This is a genomic window from Arthrobacter sp. UYEF3, from assembly GCF_040546245.1.
Taxonomy (GTDB): Bacteria; Actinomycetota; Actinomycetes; order Actinomycetales; family Micrococcaceae; genus Arthrobacter.
The window spans coordinates 220869-240930 of sequence record NZ_JBEPNK010000001.1 but is presented as its reverse complement, the minus strand read 5'-3'; the positions used below and the strand labels follow the sequence as shown (position 1 = coordinate 240930).

At 64.8% G+C, this 20062-nt stretch carries 17 protein-coding genes; 12 read left to right on the top strand and 5 right to left on the bottom strand.

The features are described 5' to 3' along the window. Positions 1 to 18: 18 nt before the first annotated feature. Both ABIB14_RS01060 and ABIB14_RS01055 read right to left on the bottom strand, forming a co-directional pair. Entirely contained in the window at positions 19 to 1275 is a 1257-nt protein-coding gene (locus tag ABIB14_RS01060; RefSeq protein WP_354233430.1) for an aminopeptidase P family protein, read from the bottom strand. A 68-nt stretch (positions 1276 to 1343) separates the two neighbouring features. After that, on the bottom strand, positions 1344 to 2720 hold the full coding sequence (locus tag ABIB14_RS01055) for an MFS transporter (RefSeq protein WP_354233428.1): 1377 nt from the start codon (positions 2718 to 2720) through the stop codon (positions 1344 to 1346). A gap of 227 nt (positions 2721 to 2947) precedes the next feature. Between ABIB14_RS01055 and glyA the strand changes: the two genes are divergently transcribed. The 7 genes from glyA to purU are packed head-to-tail and all read left to right on the top strand — an operon-like array spanning position 2948 to position 11692. Then, positions 2948 to 4288 (top strand): serine hydroxymethyltransferase, encoded by a 1341-nt coding sequence (gene glyA, locus ABIB14_RS01050; RefSeq protein WP_354233427.1) that lies wholly within the window; start codon positions 2948 to 2950, stop codon positions 4286 to 4288. Continuing rightward, positions 4285 to 5505: a sarcosine oxidase subunit beta family protein gene (locus ABIB14_RS01045; RefSeq protein ID WP_354233426.1), complete on the top strand. Its 1221-nt coding sequence runs from the start codon at positions 4285 to 4287 to the stop codon at positions 5503 to 5505. Before glyA ends, ABIB14_RS01045 begins: the two co-directional genes overlap by 4 nt. Before the next feature lie 14 nt (positions 5506 to 5519). Next, a complete protein-coding gene (locus tag ABIB14_RS01040; RefSeq protein ID WP_354233425.1) occupies positions 5520 to 5846 on the top strand; it encodes a sarcosine oxidase subunit delta in 327 nt (108 codons plus the stop codon). Next, complete coding sequence (locus tag ABIB14_RS01035; protein ID WP_354233424.1) at positions 5846 to 8794, top strand: sarcosine oxidase subunit alpha family protein; 2949 nt, start codon at positions 5846 to 5848, stop codon at positions 8792 to 8794. Before ABIB14_RS01040 ends, ABIB14_RS01035 begins: the two co-directional genes overlap by 1 nt. Then, a complete protein-coding gene (locus tag ABIB14_RS01030; protein WP_354233423.1) occupies positions 8787 to 9422 on the top strand; it encodes a sarcosine oxidase subunit gamma in 636 nt (211 codons plus the stop codon). The genes ABIB14_RS01035 and ABIB14_RS01030 overlap by 8 nt, the downstream gene beginning before the upstream one ends. Next, entirely contained in the window at positions 9422 to 10795 is a 1374-nt protein-coding gene (locus tag ABIB14_RS01025; RefSeq protein ID WP_354233422.1) for an L-serine ammonia-lyase, read from the top strand. Before ABIB14_RS01030 ends, ABIB14_RS01025 begins: the two co-directional genes overlap by 1 nt. 3 nt (positions 10796 to 10798) lie before the next feature. Next, positions 10799 to 11692: a formyltetrahydrofolate deformylase gene (purU, locus tag ABIB14_RS01020; protein WP_354233420.1), complete on the top strand. Its 894-nt coding sequence runs from the start codon at positions 10799 to 10801 to the stop codon at positions 11690 to 11692. Between the two features lie 465 nt (positions 11693 to 12157). On the opposite strand, the gene ABIB14_RS01015 is transcribed toward purU, so the two are convergent. From ABIB14_RS01015 to ABIB14_RS01005, 3 genes are all read right to left on the bottom strand, one after another. Next, entirely contained in the window at positions 12158 to 12595 is a 438-nt protein-coding gene (locus ABIB14_RS01015; RefSeq protein ID WP_354233419.1) for a DUF2871 domain-containing protein, read from the bottom strand. Positions 12596 to 12684: 89 nt separating this feature from the next. Then, complete coding sequence (locus tag ABIB14_RS01010; protein ID WP_354233417.1) at positions 12685 to 13386, bottom strand: ABC transporter ATP-binding protein; 702 nt, start codon at positions 13384 to 13386, stop codon at positions 12685 to 12687. 77 nt (positions 13387 to 13463) lie between these two features. Beyond that, the gene (locus ABIB14_RS01005) at positions 13464 to 14597 is read right to left on the bottom strand and encodes an ABC transporter permease (protein WP_354233416.1); all 1134 of its coding nucleotides are present in this window, start codon (positions 14595 to 14597) and stop codon (positions 13464 to 13466) included. Between the two features lie 174 nt (positions 14598 to 14771). Between ABIB14_RS01005 and ABIB14_RS01000 the strand changes: the two genes are divergently transcribed. The 5 genes from ABIB14_RS01000 to ABIB14_RS00975 all read left to right on the top strand — a co-directional run bounded on the left by ABIB14_RS01000 (position 14772) and on the right by ABIB14_RS00975 (position 19833). Then, entirely contained in the window at positions 14772 to 16112 is a 1341-nt protein-coding gene (locus ABIB14_RS01000) for a histidine kinase (protein WP_354233414.1), read from the top strand. Then, positions 16109 to 16768 (top strand): response regulator transcription factor, encoded by a 660-nt coding sequence (locus tag ABIB14_RS00995; protein WP_354233413.1) that lies wholly within the window; start codon positions 16109 to 16111, stop codon positions 16766 to 16768. The genes ABIB14_RS01000 and ABIB14_RS00995 overlap by 4 nt, the downstream gene beginning before the upstream one ends. A 790-nt stretch (positions 16769 to 17558) precedes the next feature. Then, entirely contained in the window at positions 17559 to 18503 is a 945-nt protein-coding gene (locus tag ABIB14_RS00985; RefSeq protein ID WP_354233412.1) for an FUSC family protein, read from the top strand. 95 nt (positions 18504 to 18598) lie between these two features. Beyond that, complete coding sequence (locus ABIB14_RS00980; RefSeq protein WP_354233411.1) at positions 18599 to 19342, top strand: SDR family NAD(P)-dependent oxidoreductase; 744 nt, start codon at positions 18599 to 18601, stop codon at positions 19340 to 19342. 11 nt (positions 19343 to 19353) lie between these two features. After that, positions 19354 to 19833 carry a MarR family winged helix-turn-helix transcriptional regulator gene (locus ABIB14_RS00975; RefSeq protein ID WP_354233410.1) on the top strand — a complete coding sequence of 160 codons (480 nt, stop codon included), beginning with the start codon at positions 19354 to 19356 and terminating at the stop codon, positions 19831 to 19833. Positions 19834 to 20062 lie beyond the last annotated feature (229 nt).

Sequence of the window (20062 nt, the reverse complement as noted above, 5' to 3'; positions counted from 1 at the left end):
AGATACGGGACACTGGCGTTAGGCGCTGATGATGTTGTGTTCGGGGCCGAAGGGGAACTTGGTGATGTTTTCTGCTCCGTCCTCGCCGACGACCAGGATGTCGTGTTCGCGGTAGCCGCCGGCGCCGGGCTGGCCGTCCAGGACGGTGATCATGGGCTCCATCGAGACCACCATGCCCGGTTCCAGTACGGTGTCGATGTCCTCGCGGAGCTCGAGTCCGGCTTCGCGGCCGTAGTAGTGGCTCAGGACGCCGAAGGAGTGGCCGTAGCCGAACGTGCGGTTGGCGAGCAGCCCGTGGCCGACGTAGATCTCGTTGAGTTCGGCGGCGATGTCCTTGCAGACGGCTCCGGGCTTGATGAGTTCCAGGCCGCGGCGGTGGACTTCGACGTTGATGTTCCACAGCTCCAGGGAGCGGGCGTCGGGTTCGCCGAAGAACAGGGTGCGTTCCAGGGCCGTGTAGTAGCCGGAGGTCATCGGGAAGCAGTTCAGCGACAGGATGTCGTGTTCCTGGAGCTTGCGGGTGGTGGCCCAGTTGTGGGCGCCGTCGGTGTTGATACCCGACTGGAACCAGACCCAGGTGTCCCGGATCTCGGAATCCGGGAACGTGCGGGCAATTTCGTGGACCATGGCTTCGGTGCCGATCAGGGCAACCTCGTATTCGGTGATGCCGGCGGTGATGGCGTTGCGGATGGCTTCCCCGCCCAGGTCGCCGATGCGCGCACCGTGCTTGATGACCTCGATTTCTTCGGCGGACTTGATCATCCGCTGGCGCATGGCTGCCTGGGCGACGTCCACCAGGGTGGCCGAGGCAAAGGCCGCCTGGATCTTGTTGCGGTTGTCCAGCGGGAGCGAGTCGTCTTCGACGCCGAGCCGGCGGGGGCTGATGCCGCGGGTCCGCAGGGCCTCCTGGATGGCGAAGATGTAGTTGTCCCGGCGCCAGTCCGTGTAGACCACGTTCTCGCCGTAGCTGCGCCGCCAGGGCATGCCGGCGTCGATGTTGGCGGTGACGGTCACGGTGTCGTCCTTGGTGACCACCATGGCGTAGGAGCGGCCGAAGTAGGTGAAGAGGAAATCGGAGTAGTACTTGATGGAGTGGTAGCTGGTCAGGACGACGGCGTCGAGGTCCTTCTCTGCCATGATGCGGCGCAGCCCGGACAGCCGGCGCTCAAACTCGGCATCGGAGAAGGTCAGTTTTTCCTTCCGTCCGTTGTGCAGGACCTTCAGGCGCTCCAGCTCGGAGATGGAGGAGGCGGTCAAGGATGTTGTGCTGGTCATTGGGGTCGAGCCTTTCTGCAATTACGTTCTTTGGGAGGTCTTTGTCGGTTGAGTGTTGCCGTGCTTCTCTACTCGTGGCGTAGTGGTTCTTTGCACGTCTCCCGGGAGAGAGCGACCGCTACGAGGGAGACGAGTGCGGCGGCGACGAGGTACCAGGCGGGTGCGAGTTCATTTTTCGTGGCAGCGATAAGTAGCGTGGCCATGAAGGGTGCGGTGCCGCCGAAGAGTGCGTTGGAGAGGTTGAAGCTGACGGCGAAGCCGCTGTAGCGGACCCGGGTCGGGAACATCTCCGCCAGGAAGCTCGGGAGCGTGCCGTCGTTGAGGGTGAGCATGGCACCCAGCAGGACCTGGACAAGGACGATCACCAGGAAGTTTCCGGTTCCCAGCAGGGCGAAGGCCGGAACTGTCAGCACGATGAAGGTCAGTGATGCGGCGATGAGCACTTTCTTGCGGCCGTAGCGGTCCGAAAGCATTCCGGTCAGGAAGATAAACCCGATGTATGTGACCAGAGCGATGGTGGTGGCGAGGAAGGATTCGGTTTTCCCGAGGCCAAGTTCCGAGGATAGGTACGTCGGCATGTAGCTGAGAATGACGTAGAAGCCGACGGCGTTGAGCAGCACTGCTCCAACCGCCCTCAGCAGCAGCCGCCAGTGGTTGCGGAAGAGGCCAAAGACAGGAGCCTTGATCGTCTGGTCCTCCGCTGCGAGCTCGCGGAAGACAGGGGTGTCTTCCAACTTGGTGCGGATGTAGCGTCCGATCAGGCCCATGGGAGCTGCAAGCAGGAACGGCAGACGCCAGCCCCAGCCCTGCATGGCGTCGGCAGTGAGCAGAATGGTCAGCAGTCCGGCGAGGAGGGAACCGAGCAGCAGACCCGCGGCTGTGCTGGCGGGCACGACTGCGGCGTAGAGGCCGCGTTTGTTGGCCGGGGCATACTCCACCAGGAAGGCGGAGGCGCCGGCGTATTCACCGGAGGCGGAGAAGCCCTGGGCGACCCGGATGATCAGCAGCAAGATAGGGGCCCAGATGCCGATCGTGGCGTAGCCCGGTATCAGGGCGATGCAGAATGTCGCACCGGACATGATCAGGATGGAAAGGGACAGTGCCGTCCGGCGGCCCACCCGGTCTCCGATGTGTCCCCAGACGAAGCCCCCCAGTGGCCGCACCAGGAACGAGATGGCGAACAGGGCGAAGGTCAGCAGGAGCCCTGTTTGGGGATTGGATTCGGGGAAGAACACTGCGGCGATGGTCACTGCCAGGTAGCCGTAGACGGCGTAGTCAAACCACTCGACGAAGTTGCCGATGAAGCTGGCGGCGATCACCCGTCGCCGGGTCTCCTTACTGACTGTGTGTCCGGGCCCGCTGGCCGGCCGGGACTCTCCGGATCCCGGTTTCTGCTGCGAGCTTGGGCCGGGCATGGTTGCCGCTTGATTTGGTTCGTTACTCATATGTCCACCAATTAATTTGGGTTGCATTGAACGCAACGCTGTTGCATCAGATTATGCGTGAGCCAGACCACAGTCAAGGGCTTTTTTATCTTGCTAGAAGAAGTCTGCTTACATAATCCCCGAAATCAAAAGTGATTGACGCAACACATCTAACGATCTAGAGTTGCACTCAACGCAACACAGTTGCAGAAGTTCATCTGTTCCTCCTATGAACGAAAGAGGCAGCCATGACGGGCACTCTGATTGAATCCCTGGCCAGCGTGGACGTTGATGTCGCACGGGCCATCGACCGCGAGCTGGAGCGCCAGCAGTCCACCCTCGAAATGATCGCCTCCGAGAATTTCGCTCCTGCATCCGTCATGGAGGCGCAGGGCTCAGTCCTGACAAATAAATACGCCGAGGGCTATCCTGGCAAGCGTTACTACGGCGGCTGCGAGCACGTCGACGTGATCGAACAGCTCGCCATCGACCGGGTCAAGGCCCTGTTCGGCGCGGAAGCGGCGAACGTTCAGCCGCACTCCGGCGCCCAGGCCAACGCGGCCGCCATGTTTGCCCTGCTGGAACCGGGCGACACGATCATGGGACTTTCCCTGGCCCACGGCGGACACCTCACCCACGGCATGCGCATCAACTTCTCCGGCAAGCTCTACAACGTGGTCCCCTACCACGTAAGCGAGCACGACCATCTGGTCGACATGGCCGAAGTCGAGGCCCTCGCCCTTGAGCACCGCCCCAAGCTGATCGTGGCCGGATGGTCGGCCTACTCACGGCAACTGGACTTCGCCGAATTCCGCCGGATCGCCGACCTCGTAGGCGCCTACCTCATGGTGGACATGGCACACTTTGCCGGACTCGTCGCCGCGGGACTCCACCCGAACCCGGTGCCCTACGCCGACGTTGTCACCACCACCACCCACAAGACCCTCGGCGGCCCGCGCGGCGGGGTAATCCTGAGCAAGCAGGAGTATGCGCGCAAGATCAACAGCGCCGTGTTCCCCGGCCAGCAAGGCGGCCCGCTGGAACACATGATCGCGGCCAAGGCCGTGGCATTCAAAATAGCGGCGTCCGCGGAGTTCAAAGAACGTCAGGAACGCACCCTTGAAGGCGCCCGCCTCCTCGCGTCCCGTCTCCTGAAGGATGACGTCGCTGCCGCCGGGATATCCGTAGTCAACGGCGGCACCGATGTACACCTGGTCCTGGTGGACCTGAGGAACTCGGAACTGGACGGACAGCAGGCCGAAGACCGGCTGCACAGGATCGGCATCACCGTCAACCGCAACGCCGTTCCCTTCGACCCCCGCCCGCCCATGGTTTCCTCCGGGCTCCGGGTCGGCACCCCGGCCCTGGCCACCCGCGGATTCGGTCCCGCTGAATTCGCGGAGGTGGCAGATATCATCGCCACCGCACTTGTTTCCCCGGCCACCGAGAACGAACTCAGCGACGAAACCGCCGCCGGGCTCCGCGGACGGGTTAGCGCCCTGGCGGGAAGGTTCCCCCTTTACCCGCACCTCGGCGGAAAGACCGCGGCACCCGCCCTTGAGGCAGACCTGATTGGAGCAGCACAATGACCACTGAGCACCTGCCGGAGCACCCGGAGTTCCTCTGGCGCAATCCCGAGCCCAAGTCCTCCTACGACGCCGTCATTGTCGGCGGCGGCGGCCATGGACTGGCCACGGCCTATTACCTCGCCAAGAACCATGGCATGACCAACATCGCCATCCTGGAAAAGGGCTGGCTCGCCGGCGGGAACATGGCCCGCAACACCACCATCATCCGGTCCAACTACCTCTGGGACGAGAGCGCTGCAATCTACGAGCACGCCCTCAAGCTCTGGGAAATCCTGCCGGAGGAACTGGAGTACGACTTCCTCTTCAGCCAGCGCGGCGTGATGAACCTGGCCCACACCCTAGGTGACGTCCGCGAAAGCGTCCGCCGTGTCGGCGCGAACAAGCTCAACGGTGTGGACGCAGAGTGGCTGGACCCCAAGCAGGTCAAGGAACTCTGCCCGATTCTCAATATCAACGACAACATCCGCTACCCGGTCATGGGCGCCACCTACCAGCCCCGCGCCGGCATCGCCAAGCACGACCACGTCGCCTGGGCGTTCGCCCGCAAATGCGACGAACTCGGCGTTGACATCATCCAGAACTGCGAAGTCACCGGCTTCCTCAAGGACGGCAACCGCGTCGTCGGGGTCAAGACCAACCGCGGCACGATCCACACCGAAAAAGTCGGTCTCTGCGCGGCCGGACACAGCTCCGTCCTGGCGGAAATGGCCGGCTTCCGGCTGCCCATCCAGTCCCACCCGCTGCAGGCCCTGGTATCCGAACTCCATGAACCCGTCCACCCCACCGTGGTCATGTCCAACCACGTCCACGTCTACGTCTCCCAGGCCCACAAGGGCGAACTGGTCATGGGCGCCGGCGTCGACTCCTACAACGGCTACGGCCAGCGCGGCTCCTTCCACGTCATCGAGCACCAAATGGCCGCCGCCGTCGAACTCTTCCCCATCTTTGCCCGCGCCCACGTACTCCGGACCTGGGGCGGAATCGTGGACACCACCCTGGACGCCTCCCCCATCGTCGGCACCACCCCGGTGGAGAACATGTTCGTCAACTGCGGCTGGGGAACCGGCGGATTCAAGGGCACCCCGGCCGCCGGGCTAACGTTCGCGCACACCATCGCCACCGGCGCCCCGCACCAGCTCAACAAGCCCTTCGCCCTCGAACGCTTCGAAACCGGCGCCCTGATCGACGAACACGGCGCTGCCGCCGTGGCCCACTAGAAAGAGGTAAGGACATGCTCCTGATTCCCTGCCCCAACTGCGGTCCCCGCGACGAAACAGAATTCCACTACGGCGGCCAGGCCCACGTCGCCTACCCCGAAAACCCGGCAGAGCTCACCGACCGCGAGTGGGCGGAGTACCTTTTCTACCGCGACAACACCAAGGGTGCCTTCGCCGAACGCTGGCTCCACAGCACCGGATGCCGGCAATGGTTCAACATGCTCCGCGACACGCTGACCTATGACATCCAGGCTGTCTATCCGATGGGCCAGCTTCGCCCAGCCACGGGAACCACAGCCCCCACAATCCCCGCCCCCGTTTCCCCGGAAGGAGCAGTATAATGACCGCTCACCCGCAGCCCGCGCGTCTTCGCACCGGTGGTCGCATCGACCGCAGCGTCACCTGGCGTTTCACCCTGGACGGCCGCGAATACACCGGTCACCCCGGCGACACCCTCGCCTCCGCATTGCTGGCCAACGGCCGGCTGCAGGCGGGCAACTCCCTCTACGAGAACCGCCCCCGCGGCATCATGTCCGCCGGAGTCGAGGAATCCAACGCCCTGGTCAAGATCGCAGCCCGGTTCCCGGGCCACGTCGCTGAGTCCATGCTCCCCGCCACCACGGTGTCCCTCGTGGACGGCCTCAGCGCCGAACTCCTCAACGGACTAGGGAAACTGGACCCGGACGAGGACCGTGCCGAATACGACAAGAAGTATGTCCACACCGATGTCCTCGTCGTCGGCGGCGGCCCGGCAGGCCTCGCCGCGGCCCGCGAAGCCGTCCGTGCCGGCGCCCGGGTCATCCTCATTGACGACCAGCCCGAGCTGGGCGGCTCGCTGCTGTCCGGATCCACCGATCCGGCACTCGCGGAGAGCATCGAAGGGGTACCCGCCCTGGACTGGGTGTCCAACGTTGAAGCCGAGCTGATCTCCGCGGTCGAGTGCACTGTATTGAACCGCACGTCTGCCTTCGGCTCCTACGACTCCAACTACGTCATCGCAGCCCAGAACCGGACGGACCACCTCCTGACCCCGGCCGCGCCCGGCGTGTCCCGCCAACGGATCTGGCACATCCGCGCGGCCCAGGTCATCCTGGCCCCTGGCGCCCACGAACGCCCGCTGGTCTTCGAGAACAACGACCGTCCCGGCATCATGCTGGCCTCCGCGGTCCGCAGCTACCTCAACCGCTACGCCGTTGCCGCCGGTTCCCGGGTGGTCATCAGCACCACCAACGACAGCGCTTACGCCCTGGCCGCCGACCTCCAGGCGGCCGGCCTCAGCGTCGAAGCCGTCGTGGACGCCCGCCCTCAGCTGAGCGAAGCAGCCGCCGCAGCGGGCGCTGCCGGCACGCGGGTGCTGATCGGCAGCGCTGTTGCCGACACCTTGGGCGAAGAGCGGATCTCCAGCGTCACCGTCCGCAGCATCAACGACGCCGGCGAGATCACCTCAGGCGTCGAATATATCGCCTGCGACCTGCTCGCCGTCTCCGGCGGCTGGTCACCCGTGGTGCACCTGCACTCCCAGCGGCAAGGCAAGATCCGCTGGGACGAGGACCTGGCGGCCTTCGTGCCCAGCAGCATCGTCCCCAACCAGCAGGTGGCCGGTTCGGGCCGCGGCAGTTTCGAACTCGCCGACTGCCTCGCCGAAGGCATTTCCGCCGGGGCTGCGGCGGCCGGCGCCGCCGGCTTCGAGACCGCCGCAGGCTCGGACGCCAAGCCGGCAACGGCGCCGCGCGCCTCCGCCCCGACCCGCCAGCTCTGGCTGGTCCCCGGGCAGGAAGGCGGCCCCGATGACTGGCACCACCACTTCGTCGACTTTCAGCGCGACCAGTCCGTGGCGGATGTGCTCCGCTCCACCGGCGCCGGCATGCGCTCGGTGGAGCACGTCAAGCGCTACACCTCGATCAGCACCGCCAACGACCAGGGCAAGACCTCCGGGGTGAACGCCATCGGCGTCATCGCCGCCGCACTGCGGCAGGCCGGCGAAGCGTCCCGGGGCATCGGAGAAATCGGGACCACCGCGTACCGCGCCCCCTTCACCCCCGTTGCGTTCGCTGCCCTGGCCGGTCGTCAACGCGGCGAGCTCTTCGACCCCGCCCGCCTCACCTCGATCCACCCCTGGCACGTCGCCCACAACGCCCTCTTCGAAGATGTCGGCCAGTGGAAGCGGCCCTGGTACTACCCGCAGGACGGCGAGGACATGGACGCCGCGGTCCTGCGCGAATGCGCCGCCGTTAGGGACTCGGTGGGCTTCATGGACGCCACCACCCTGGGCAAGATCGAGATCCGGGGCAAGGACGCGGGCGAGTTCCTGAACCGGATCTACACCAACGCGTTCAAAAAGCTTGCTCCGGGCTCGGCCCGCTACGGCGTGATGTGCACCCCCGACGGGATGATCTTCGACGACGGCGTTACGCTCCGCCTCGATGAGGACCGGTTCTTTATGACCACCACCACCGGCGGTGCCGCGAAAGTGCTCGACTGGCTGGAGGAATGGCTGCAGACCGAATGGCCGGACCTGGACGTGCACTGCACCTCCGTCACTGAGCAGTGGTCCACCATCGCCGTCGCCGGGCCCAAGTCACGCGCCGTCGTCGCGAAGCTCGCGCCCGAACTGGCGGCCGACGGCGGCCTCGACGCCGAGGCTTTCCCGTTCATGACGTTCAAGGAAACAACCCTCGCCTCCGGCGTCCGGGCCCGGATCTGCCGGATCTCGTTCTCCGGTGAGCTGGCCTACGAAATCAACGTCCCGTCCTGGTACGGCCTAAACACCTGGGAATCCGTGGCAGCCGCCGGAGCCGAATTCAACATCACCCCCTACGGCACCGAAACCATGCACGTGCTGCGAGCGGAGAAGGGCTACCCGATCGTCGGCCAGGACACCGACGGGACCGTCACCCCGCAGGACGCCGGCATGGAATGGGTCGTATCCAAGGTCAAGGACTTCATCGGAAAGCGCTCCTACGCCCGCCAGGACGCCGGCCGCACCGACCGGAAACACCTGGTCAGCGTCCTCCCCGTGGACGGCTCAATCCGGCTCCCCGAAGGCACCCAGCTGGTGGAACAAGGCATCACCGTCAACCCCGCCTACGGCCCGGTGCCCATGCAGGGATTCGTGACCTCGAGCTACCACAGCGCCGCACTGGGCAGGTCGTTTGCCCTGGCCCTGATCAAGAACGGCCGCAACCGCATCGGCGAAACCCTCGTCGCTGCCGCTGGCGACCAACTGGTGGACGTAGTCATCGCAGAAACCGTACTTTTTGACTCTGAAGGGACCCGCAAAGATGGCTGACACAGCAGCACTCGAAAATTCCAAGAAAATCCAGACCCTCCGGAAGAGCCCGGCGTCAATCCTGGGCACAGCCTTCGAAACCGGATCCGTGGCGGGCACCGTGGAGCTGCGCGAGGTACCGTTCCTGACCATGGCCGGTCTCCGGGTCGACCCGGCCAGCGACGCCGGGCGTCGGCTCGGTACCCTGACGGGAGGGCTGCCTTCCGCATCCGGTGACGTCTGCACCGGCGGCGACACCGCGGTGCTGTGGCTCGGGCCGTCGGAATTCATGCTCGTGGCATCTGCCGACTCCCACGAAAGCCTCGGCGGCGACCTTCCCGGTGCGCTGTTCGAGGCCCTGGCCGGCGGCGAGGGCCAGGTAGTGGATCTCTCCGCCAACCGCACCACGTTCGAACTCTCCGGCCCCCGGGCACGGTCCGTCCTGGAGAAGGGCTGCTCCCTGGATCTGCATCCCCGCGTCTTCAAGGCCGGGACAGCACTGTCCACGGAAATCGGCGGCATCCCGGCCATTCTGTGGAAAACCACGGAGGAGAGCTACCGGATCTTCCCGCGGGCCTCCTTCGCGGAGTTCCTTGGCCGCTGGCTCCTGGACGCCATGCGCGAATATGCGTCCCCCGAGGTTCCCTGATGGCGCTTAGCGTCCTGGATCTGTTTTCTGTTGGCATCGGGCCGTCGTCCTCCCACACGGTCGGCCCGATGCGGGCGGCCAAACGGTTCGCGGACGGGCTCAAAAGCGACGGGCAGCTGAGTTCAACCACGAGGGTGCAGGCCGAACTGTTCGGTTCCCTCGGCGCCACGGGCCGGGGCCACGGCTCGGACAAGGCCGTGGTCCTGGGCCTCCAGGGCCAGTCCCCCGAAACGGTGGACACCGGAACCGCCGATGACCAGGTCGCGGCGGCCGCGCTGGACGCCGAACTGCGGCTCGGCGGGGACCACCGGGTGGACTTCAACTGGGACGAGGACGTCGTCCTGCACCGCCGCAAGTCCCTGCCGGCCCACCCCAACGGCATGACCTTCAGGGCCCTGGACCACACCGGGACAGTGCTCCGGGAACGCAGCTACTACTCGATCGGCGGCGGCTTCGTCGTTGACGGGGACGCGCAGGGCCCCGACCAGGTGATTGCCGACGACACGGTGTTGCCCTACCCCTTCACCACAGCCGACGAACTCCTGGCAATCTGCCGGCGCGAGGACATGTCCATCTCCGAAGTGATGCTCGCCAACGAGCTGGTTTGGCGCAGCGAGGCTGAACTTCGGGAAAAGCTCCTGGCCCTGTGGGCGGTCATGCGTCAGTGCGTGGACAACGGCTGCGCCGCGGAAGGAATCCTTCCCGGCGGGCTGAACGTCCGCCGCCGCGCGCCGTCGTTATTCCACACCCTGACCGCGGACACCGGTGTGACCGATCCGCTCCGGGCAATGGAATGGGTGAACCTTTTCGCACTCGCCGTCAACGAGGAAAATGCCGCCGGCGGACGCATCGTCACCGCCCCCACCAACGGCGCGGCCGGCATCGTGCCGGCTGTCCTGCACTACTACACCAAGTTCGTCCCCGGAGCCAATGACGACGGCGTCATCCGCTTCCTCCTGACGGCTGCGGCCATCGGGATCCTGTTCAAAATCAACGCGTCCATCTCCGGCGCCGAAGTGGGCTGCCAGGGCGAAGTCGGATCCGCCTGCTCCATGGCGGCGGCCGGTCTCTGCGAAGTCCTGGGCGGCTGCCCCGCCCAGGTGGAAAATGCCGCCGAAGTCGGGATCGAACACAACCTCGGCCTGACCTGCGATCCGGTGGGCGGCCTGGTGCAGATCCCCTGCATCGAACGGAACGCGATCGCCAGCGTGAAGGCCATCAACGCAGCCCGCCTGTCCCTCCACGGGGACGGCAGCCACAAAGTGTCCTTGGACAAAGCCATCAAGACCATGCGCGAAACAGGAGCGGACATGAAAACCAAGTACAAAGAAACCTCCCGCGGAGGCCTCGCCGTGAACGTCATCGAGTGCTGAACCGTGAATACTCCAAACAGCAGCAATGAATATGTCCTGGCCCTCGATTGCCCCGAGACCCGCGGAATTGTCCACGCCGTGTCCGGATTCCTGCTGGAACAGGGCTGCGACATCCTGGAAAGCAAACAGTTCGACTCCCAGTTGGACGGCCATTTCTTCATGCGGATCCTCTTCGCCGCAGCCGAAGACCCGTCGGGCGAGCCCGTCGGCGGACCGGCCGGTATTGATACGCTCCGGGAGGCCTTCGGGCCGGTCGCCGAAAAATTCGGCATGCACTGGCAACTGCAGACCCACAGGACGAAACGCCGGGTCCTGATCATGGTCTCCAAATTCGAGCACTGCCTCAACGATTTGCTGTTCCGGGCACGCATCGGCGAGCTGCCCATCGACATCGTCGGTGTCGTTTCGAACCACCCCGATCACCGCGGGATTGTGGAATGGCACAGCATCCCCTTTTTCCATGTGCCCGTCACGGCAGCCACAAAGCCGGCGGCCGAAGGGCGCCTGATGGAACTCGTTGACCGCCTCGATGTCGAACTCGTAATCTTGGCCCGCTACATGCAGGTCCTCAGCGACGACCTCACCCGCCGCCTCGACGGCCGCGCCATCAACATCCACCATTCTTTCCTGCCCAGCTTCAAAGGCGCAAAACCCTACCACCAGGCGCACGCCCGCGGGGTGAAAACCGTCGGGGCCACCGCCCACTACGTCAACGCGGAACTCGACGAGGGCCCCATCATCTCCCAGCAGGTAGTGGAAGTGGACCACACCTACACTGCCGAGGACCTGGTGGCCGCCGGACGCGACACCGAACGCAAAGCACTTTCCAACGCCGTCCGCTGGCACTGCGAGGGACGTGTCTTCCTCCAAGGCAACCGCACCGTCGTCCTGAAATAGACCAACAGCCGGCCGCGAAAGGCACCGGCGCCGCCTTCGTCGACGCCCGGACGGCATCGCGCGGGCCCACATGTAGGGGTTGCGCACGACGATGAGTCCTCGTTAGACGCGGACCCTGGGATCACTCCTCAGTCCCAATCCGCCGGCTTACGCTGTTAAGCCGGCAGCGGGGTGTCACAGAGGTGACAGCCAGCTCCAGCAAATGGGCAGGTACACCGGCCTCGTCGCCGTTGGCGTCGCGGCCTGGAAACATGGTGTCCGCGGGCCTCTCAAGACCTACGCCGACTTCCCGAATCAACACTTCGGAATGAGGGGTTCAGCGCCAAAGGAATGTAGTCGGCCTCAGCATTCAAATAGACATGCCAATCCCTAAGACTATTGACACCACGGCGACCGTTTCCGCGTGCCGGTCGCCGGCCCTTCCAGGTTCAAGGTCATATCTTCCTCCCCCGGGTCAGCGGGGGGTCAGTTGGCGGTGGTGAGTTCGGCTTCGGCGTTTTCTTTACCGGAGACGCGCTTGCTGAGGGTGATGAAGAGGAGAATCAGGCCGGCGGTGAGGCCAATGTGGCCCAGCCCGGAGATGCCTGCGATAGCGGCGGACGGGGTGGTGCCCTGGACGGTAAGGATGCCGCTGAGGACCATCATGGCCGCGGTGAGGGCCAGTCCGGCGTTGTAGGTCCAGAAAAACGGGTTGAACATGCGCAGGCCGGAAAGGTTGAAGATTTTATCCAGTGCCAGGACGGTGAGGAAGAAGAGCATGCCCAGGGCCAGGAGGTGGGTGTGGACCACGGAGAGCTGGCTGTCGCCGGTGAAGTCGTTGGCTTTGGTGAATTCGCGGTAGAACAACCCGGACGCTAGTCCGGCGATCATGTAGGTGAGGGCGGCGTAGTAGAGCTTTTTCATGGTGGTGGTCCTTGGCTTGATGGGGTGGAAGCGGGTTACCGCGCTGGTGCCCGGGAGGGGCGTGGTTTTGCGGGGGGCGACGGCGGACGTCAGACGGTGGTGAGTACGGGCGCGGTGAGCTTCCCGTCGCGCATGGTGGCGACGGAGTCTGTCAGCGGGACGAATTCGGTGTCGTGGGTGACCATGACGGTGGCGACCATGAAGTCGTCGGTAACGCGGCGCAGGAGCCGGACGATGGAGTCGCTGCGTTCGTGGTCCAGGGCCGCAGTGGGCTCGTCCACGAGCAGAACCTTGGGCTCTCCCATGAGAGCACGGGCGATATTGACCCGCTGGCGCTGGCCGCCGGAGAGCTGGTGCGGACGTTTGTCCGCGCTGGAGGAGAGGCCGACGATCTCGAGGAGTTCCGCGGCTTTGGCGCGTGCGGCTTTGACGGACTTTCCGCGCAGGTGATCGCCGATGATGAGTTGTTCTGTGGCTGTCAGGGACGCGAGCAGGTTGGGCTGTTGGAAGATGATGCCGATCTTCTCCCGCCGCAGCGCGGTGAGGTTCTTGTCGCCGAGCCCGGTGGCATCGGTGCCATCGATGATCACCAGTCCGTGGGTGGGGCGCACGAGGGTCGCGGCGGCGGCCAAAAGGCTGGATTTACCGGATCCCGATGGTCCGACCAGGGATATCATCTGGCCGGCCTGGACCGTGAGGTTCACGGTGTCCAGGGCTTTGATGGTTCCGTCGCCGTCCGGGTATTCGAGGGTGACGTTGACGAGGTTCAGGGGGCTGGGGGTGGAGGACATGGTGGTACTTCCTTTGAGAATGTGCTCGGGGAGGATTCCGGGGTGGGTCTGCGGGTGGTGCCGGGCCGTTGGAGGGTTTAGTTACCGCCGAGGGCGATGAGGGCGTCGACTTTGGTGACCCGGCGGACAGCCACGGCTGCGCCGGCCAGGCCGAGGGCGATGATCCCGAGGATGGGCAGCAGGGTCGTCGCGGGGGTGACCAGGAAGGGTGCTGCCTGGGCCGCGAAGAATCCGCCGAGGACGCCGATCCCGCCGCCGATTCCGGCGCCTGCGAGCAGGACGATCGCGGCCTGGGTGATGGCGTCGCGCAGGACGTAGCCGCCGGAGGCGCCCATGGCTTTGAGCACGGCGATGTCGCGGGTCCGCTGCACGGTCCAGACCGTCAGGAAGGCCACGATGACCAGGGCGGAGATGCCGTAGAGGAAGGCCTGCATCAGGGTCAGGGAGCCGTTCTCGCTCTTGTAGGAGCCCAGGGCCTGGAAGGATCCGGTACGGGATGCGCTGACGGTGTGTGCTGCGGTGTTGGCGGCGGCTTCGTCAACGGTGGCGCCGTCCTTGTACGTGATGGCGGCAACGGTTCCGACCTGTCCCGGGGCGGACAGGTGGGCGAGCTTGGACCAGGTGGGAAGGGCAGTCCAGACAACACTGGTGTGGGAGTACCACTGGTCTTCGACGACGGCGCCGACAGTTAGTTCGGTGCCTCCGACGTTGGCCTTGTCGCCGGCGTTCAGGGAAAGGGCCCTGGCCACGGATGTGCCGATCACGACGGTGTCGGCGCTGACGCGGGACGGTGCCAGTTGGCCCTCGGGTGCGACGCCGAACACGGCGACGTTAGTGGTGCCGGTACCGGCTCCGGTGCCCTCGGCCACGGCCTGGAAACGGGTTTGGCTGATGCCCAGGGCTTCGGCGTCCTGCACGCCGGCCCGGTTCTTCCAGCTCTCAAGCTGCGCGGCGGTGACTTCGCTTTCGGTGAAGGAGGCCTTGGGCTCGTTGGTGCCGGGTGCACCGAACGCGATCCTGTCAACTGCCTTGGAGGCGACGCCGCTGCCGTGGGCCGCGCCTAATTTCTCGATGGCCGAGGTTGACTGGTCGCCCAGGCCGGCGGTCAGTCCCGAGAGCATGACAAGCAGCACGGTGATCAGGGCGACGACGCCGCCCATCAGGGCGAACCTGCCCTTGGCAAAGCGGATATCGCGGATAGCAAGAAACACGGTTTCTCTTCTTTCAATCGAGGATGCGGGGCGGGAAAAGCTCCTATATCCACTCTTCCGCGGGCAGGGCCTCGGGCCATCGTGCAGGTGGTTGATCCGGGCGGGCGAAGGGTTGATCCCCCTATCAACCTTTTGGTTGACCCGGACCCGGCCGGGGACGCATAAGCTGATCCAATGCCCGCCACCGAACCCCTGCCTCCCCTGGACGGAGCCTGCCCCACAGGGCCTGGTGATGAACCTTTCAGAGGGTTGGAGGCTGCCCCTTCTGTTGCGATTCTGCGCGTTCTGAGAGTGACCCTGCACGTGGGCTTCGCCGCCCTGCTCGGGGTGGCTGTCCTGAGGCTGCTGGTATCCGGCGGGGTGGACGCTCTGCGGTATGTCCTGACCGGGATAGCGCTGGTCCTTTCCGGGGTCTACCTGACCGGAACGATTATGGAAAAGCGCTATGCCGCCGGTGGCCGAGGATTCGACCCCCGGCGCTACGGTGTCCTGTGGCTGGGGATCATCACCGCACTGTGGTTCCTCCTGCTGGCCGGGAGCGCTGATTTCGCCTGGCTGGCATTTCCCCTCTTCTTCCTCCACCTGCACCTGCTGCCGCGACGGATTGCCCTGCTGACGATCGCGTTGATGACGGCGGCGGTGATTGCCGCCCAATGGACTGCCAGCGGGCTTCCCGTCCCCGCTCTGGCGGTCGTTCTGGGACCGCTTTTCGGTGCGGGGTTCTCTGTCGTGACCGGACTTGCCTACCTCGCGCTCTACCGCGAGGCGGAGAACCAGCGCCGTGCAGCCGATGAACTCCGGCGGACCCGGGCGGAGCTGGCAGCCTCCCAACATGATGCCGGTGTCCTGGCCGAGCGCGAGCGGCTGGCGCGGGAGATCCACGACACGCTCGCTCAGGGGTTCTCGAGCATCGTGCTGGTGGCCCGAGCGGCAGAAAAATCGCTCGCGGACGGAGACACCGCCACCGCCGTCGCACGGTTCGCGCTAGTGCAGCAGACCGCGTCGGAGAACCTCGCAGAAGCCCGGAATTTCGTCCGCGGGCTCTCCTCCCCGCAGCTGCAGGGGACCTCGCTGATCGAGAGCCTTCGCCGGCTCTGCGAAAGTTTCGAAACCAGCGCTGCTGCCCGTGGTCTGGGGCTGCGGTGCCGGCTCGAACTAGACGGCGTCGCCGTCGAGCTGCCGCAACCGTACCGGGTGACCCTGCTCCGGGCCGCCCAGGCCAGCCTCGCCAACGTCAGGGACCACGCCAAAGCCAGCAACGCCGTCGTCACCATCTCTTTTCTCGGCAGCGAGGTCACCATGGACATCTATGATGACGGTGTCGGCTTCGACCCCGCCGGGTTAGGCGCTCATATTATGGCCCGGACGGACGGGAGCGGTTTCGGGATCCGGTCACTACAGGAACGGGTGACGGCGCTCCAAGGATCTTTGGAGATCGAATCAGCTCCCGGGGAAGGCGCGGTGGTGGCGATCCGCCTGCCCCTGGACGACGAGCCTGAGAAGGAAGAACAATGAACGGCATCCGCATTCTGCTCGTCGATGACCATCCCGTGGTCCGGGCCGGGCTGCGGGCCATGCTCACCGAATTCGAAGGCATTTCAGTGGCAGCCGAAGCAGCCGACGGCGACGCAGCACTCAAAGAACTGAAACGGTTACAGATTCTAGGCGATCCGGTGCACGTTGTGCTCATGGACCTGCAGATGGGCGCAGGCATGGACGGAGTTACCGCCACCTCGCAGATCCGACTTCTGGACGATCCTCCACCGGTCCTGATCCTGACCACGTACGATACGGACGCGGACATCCTCGCCGCCGTGGAGGCAGGCGCCAGCGGCTACATGCTCAAGGACGCCCCTCCTGAACAGATCCACCACGCCGTGCTGGCCGCCGCCGCCGGCCAGACAGCACTGGCACCGAGAGTGGCTGCCCTGCTCATGGGCCGGATCAACAATCCGGCCCCCACCCTCACAAGGCGGGAAGTCCAACTGCTGGAACTGCTCGCGACCGGGCTCTCCAACCGGGCCATCGCGAAACAGATCTTCATTTCCGAGGCAACCGTAAAAACCCACCTCGTACATATCTACGGCAAACTCGGTGTGGACAACCGCACCGCCGCCATCGCTGCCGCTACCCAGCGCCGCATCATCCGGGCCCCCGGCCAGCAGGCGTAAGCATAGGACTGACTCCTCGAGGCCCGCTTTCCACTTGACGTACGCCACCACGATCGGGATGGCCTACGTCATGCTCCTTGGGCAATTCCTGGCCGTCATCGTCCTGCTTGCCCTGGCCGCCGGAGCCCGGATCCTGGTAGGTGCGGCCCCACCCTCGTCCGCGGAATTCACTCAATCGAAAAGCTGCGATCCTGACGGCTCTTACCATCACAGCTGGAGGCGTTCACGGTTCAGCGAAATCGAGGTTAGTTCCCGTCAGAAGTCCCTGCAACCGAGGGCACACGAGACCCCCGCACGCAGGGCAACCGCGTCCATCGTGGCGGAGCGTTCACCCTCCTGGATGAGAATCGCCTCGAACTCATCCAGGATCTTTTTCCTGAGCGCAGGTTTACCGGATATCCGGCCAGTCTATGCGAATCGCCGACATCGCTGCGCGGGGGGGTATCCGCCCCTTCCGACGCTCCGCCAACCGGTTGTGGTTGCTGGTGTGATCACGACGTGCTTCGCCGCTGACTCTGCAGCCCGGGACATCGAATCCTCCGGATTTGCCGAATCGACCCGGATCGGATCTGCCCAGCGTTGCCGGGCCAAACCCGGCCATCTCGGGTGTGTAGCAGACAGGACGGATTGCCTGGGTGATTCGTGCCGTGAGAGGAATGCTGTTCTGTAGTGGAATCGAGAGGGATTCACACCAGTATGGTGGTTGGTAGAACGGCCTCTTCACCAAATCCGTCCTCGGAGGCTTTGGTTCTCCTGCTGCCCTCCGACCCATGCAAAAGGTGACGACACCATGGCGATTTTTAGCCGACCTCAACCGGGAACCCTGCTGACAACGTTCAAGCTTTTAGTGGCAATCCTGATTCCTTCCGCAATCGTGAGCGTGCTGGGAGGGACCTCGGCCAGCATGGGATTTGGCCTGGCCATGGGTCTGGGGATGGCGGTCACGCCCGTCAGTCGGCCGCGCCAGGCGGCGCTGCTGGTGATCCTGGGTGCGGCACTTGGCGCGTTGGCGTCATTGGCTGGTTCAACGCCGTGGGCCATCGCGGTGCTCATGTTCATCTCCGCGCTCCTGTTTGCGGTAACCAACCAGCGTTCCGCCGGGCTGCTATCGCTGACCCCGGTCATGGTAATCCTGTTTGGCCCGGGTCCTATCAATCTCAACTGGTGGTCCGCCGCGTTATGGATTCTTGCCGGTGGCGTGGTGGGCGCCGTCATCACCCGCATGCTGAAGTTCCAGGCCCCGACCCTTCCCGTAGAGAAGCGTACTGCCTGGGAGCACGGCATCGCGGTGGGTCTGTTGTGCGCAGCGATCATGTTCTGGAGCCTGACCAATCACATTCCCCATGGATACTGGATCGCCGTAACCGTGCTGATGGCGTTGCGGCCGCTGCCCGACCAGCGCCGCGCCACCCTAAACGGACGCCTCATTGGCACTTTTCTAGGGGCCGTGCTGGCCCTGCTGGCTGTGCTGTTCCTGCCCGTGTGGGGCGCTGTCATTGTGGCCGTGCTGTGCTTGTTCTTCCTGGTCTGGTATTCCATGGGAGGGGCATACCTGATGCAGGCGCTTGCCTTGACACCGATGCTGTTGATCTTCGCTTCCCTCGGCGACGTCGAGCGCGGTTTCGAGCTGACCATTGAACGTGTCATTTTCACGGTGATTGGAATTGCCGCGGCGGTGCTGGTTGCCTTGCTGCTACGGCGCTGGGAATCCCGGCGTGAGGCTGTCTCCGGCTAAAACCTCAAGTCGCCCCTGGGCGTTGTACCGCGTAGCCGGACTCTGGGCATATACTGTCCGTACGACAGTATATGATCCAAGGAGGAGACCTTCCCATGCTTTTTGAAAACCAGGTTGCACTTGTCACCGCGGCCGGTGCCGGCATCGGCCGCGCGATTGCCTTAAGACTGGCCGCCGAGGGTGCCTCGGTCATCGTTTCGGACGTCGACGACGAGGCCGGCGCCGGAACCGTTTCGCTCATCGAGGGCGCAGGCGGACGGGCCGCCTACAAGCATGCCAACGTCGCCGAAGCGGAAGAGGTCAATGCCCTGGTTCCTTTCGCGATCGAGAGCTTCGGCCGCTTGGACATGGCTGTGAACAACGCAGGTGTCGGGGCCATGCCGAAGCCCGTTCAGGAGATCACCGCCGCGGACTGGGACCGCACCATCAACGTGACCCTGCGCGGCACCTTTCTGGCCATGCAGACACAGATCGCCCACTTCCTGGAGCAGGGACGCGGTTCGATCGTCAACATCGCCTCGCTGGCAGGCATCAGTGCCACACCCCAACTGACTCCCTATGGAGCGGCAAAGCACGGGGTGGTTTCCCTGACCCGCAGCGTGGCCAAGGAAAACGCGGCACTGGGCATCCGCGTCAACGCGGTGGCGCCCGGTGCCATTGAAACCGCTGCGCTGGCTTCCCTGCCTGCCAAGGCCAAGGCCGGATACGCCGCAGAGATCCCGATGAAACGCCTGGGAAAGCCGGAGGACATCGCCAACGCAACTGCCTTCCTGCTGTCGGACCAGGCGGCCTTCATCACCGGCGTCGTGCTGCGCGTCGACGGCGGAACGGAGGCCTAGCCTTGGCGGCAGTGGAGCAGAATACGGCGCTTATCGAGGTTCTGAACGGGATATTGGCGCAATGGACGGCACCGGACTTCACCACCGCTGTCGCCGCGCGCGAGGGCGTAGCGCTGGACCCGGCGGCCCTGACACTGCTCACCATCCTGAACAATTCCGGAGCTCAGCGGCCCTCGGCACTGGCCGAGCGGATGGTCACAGGAGCCTCCAACATCTCCAAAATCACCGCGCGCCTTCAACAGGCCGGACTCGTTGGTCGTTCCGGGGACCCGCTGGATTCACGGGCCTCACTGATCCTGCTCACCGAGGCCGGGCAGCGGGCAGGAGAGGCACTGCAGCATGCAGGAAATTCCCTCATCGATGAGCTGCTGGAAGGCTGGAGCGCCGAGGACCGCAGCGACCTGGTGCGGCTAATGGCCCGGTTCGAGATAGAAAGCAACCGCGTAGCAGCCACCTTGAGGGACACTCAAGACACGCCTACGGACCCGTAGCCGCCACCTCGAGCGATCTCATAAACCTACGGCTTCTTCAGACCTTGGTCCTGGGGTCAGCGCCTCCAGCGGACGGGGCGGTGGGTAACGGTAGAGGCTGGAGCGGGTGATACCCGGGTCGGGCCCCAAAACCATGAATTTTTCAGGTCTGTTCGCATCCCGGGTGGGCGGTCGAGGCCTGGACGCCACCTCCCCTCCACCCCAACTCCCTAGCGCCGGGCGCTCGGGC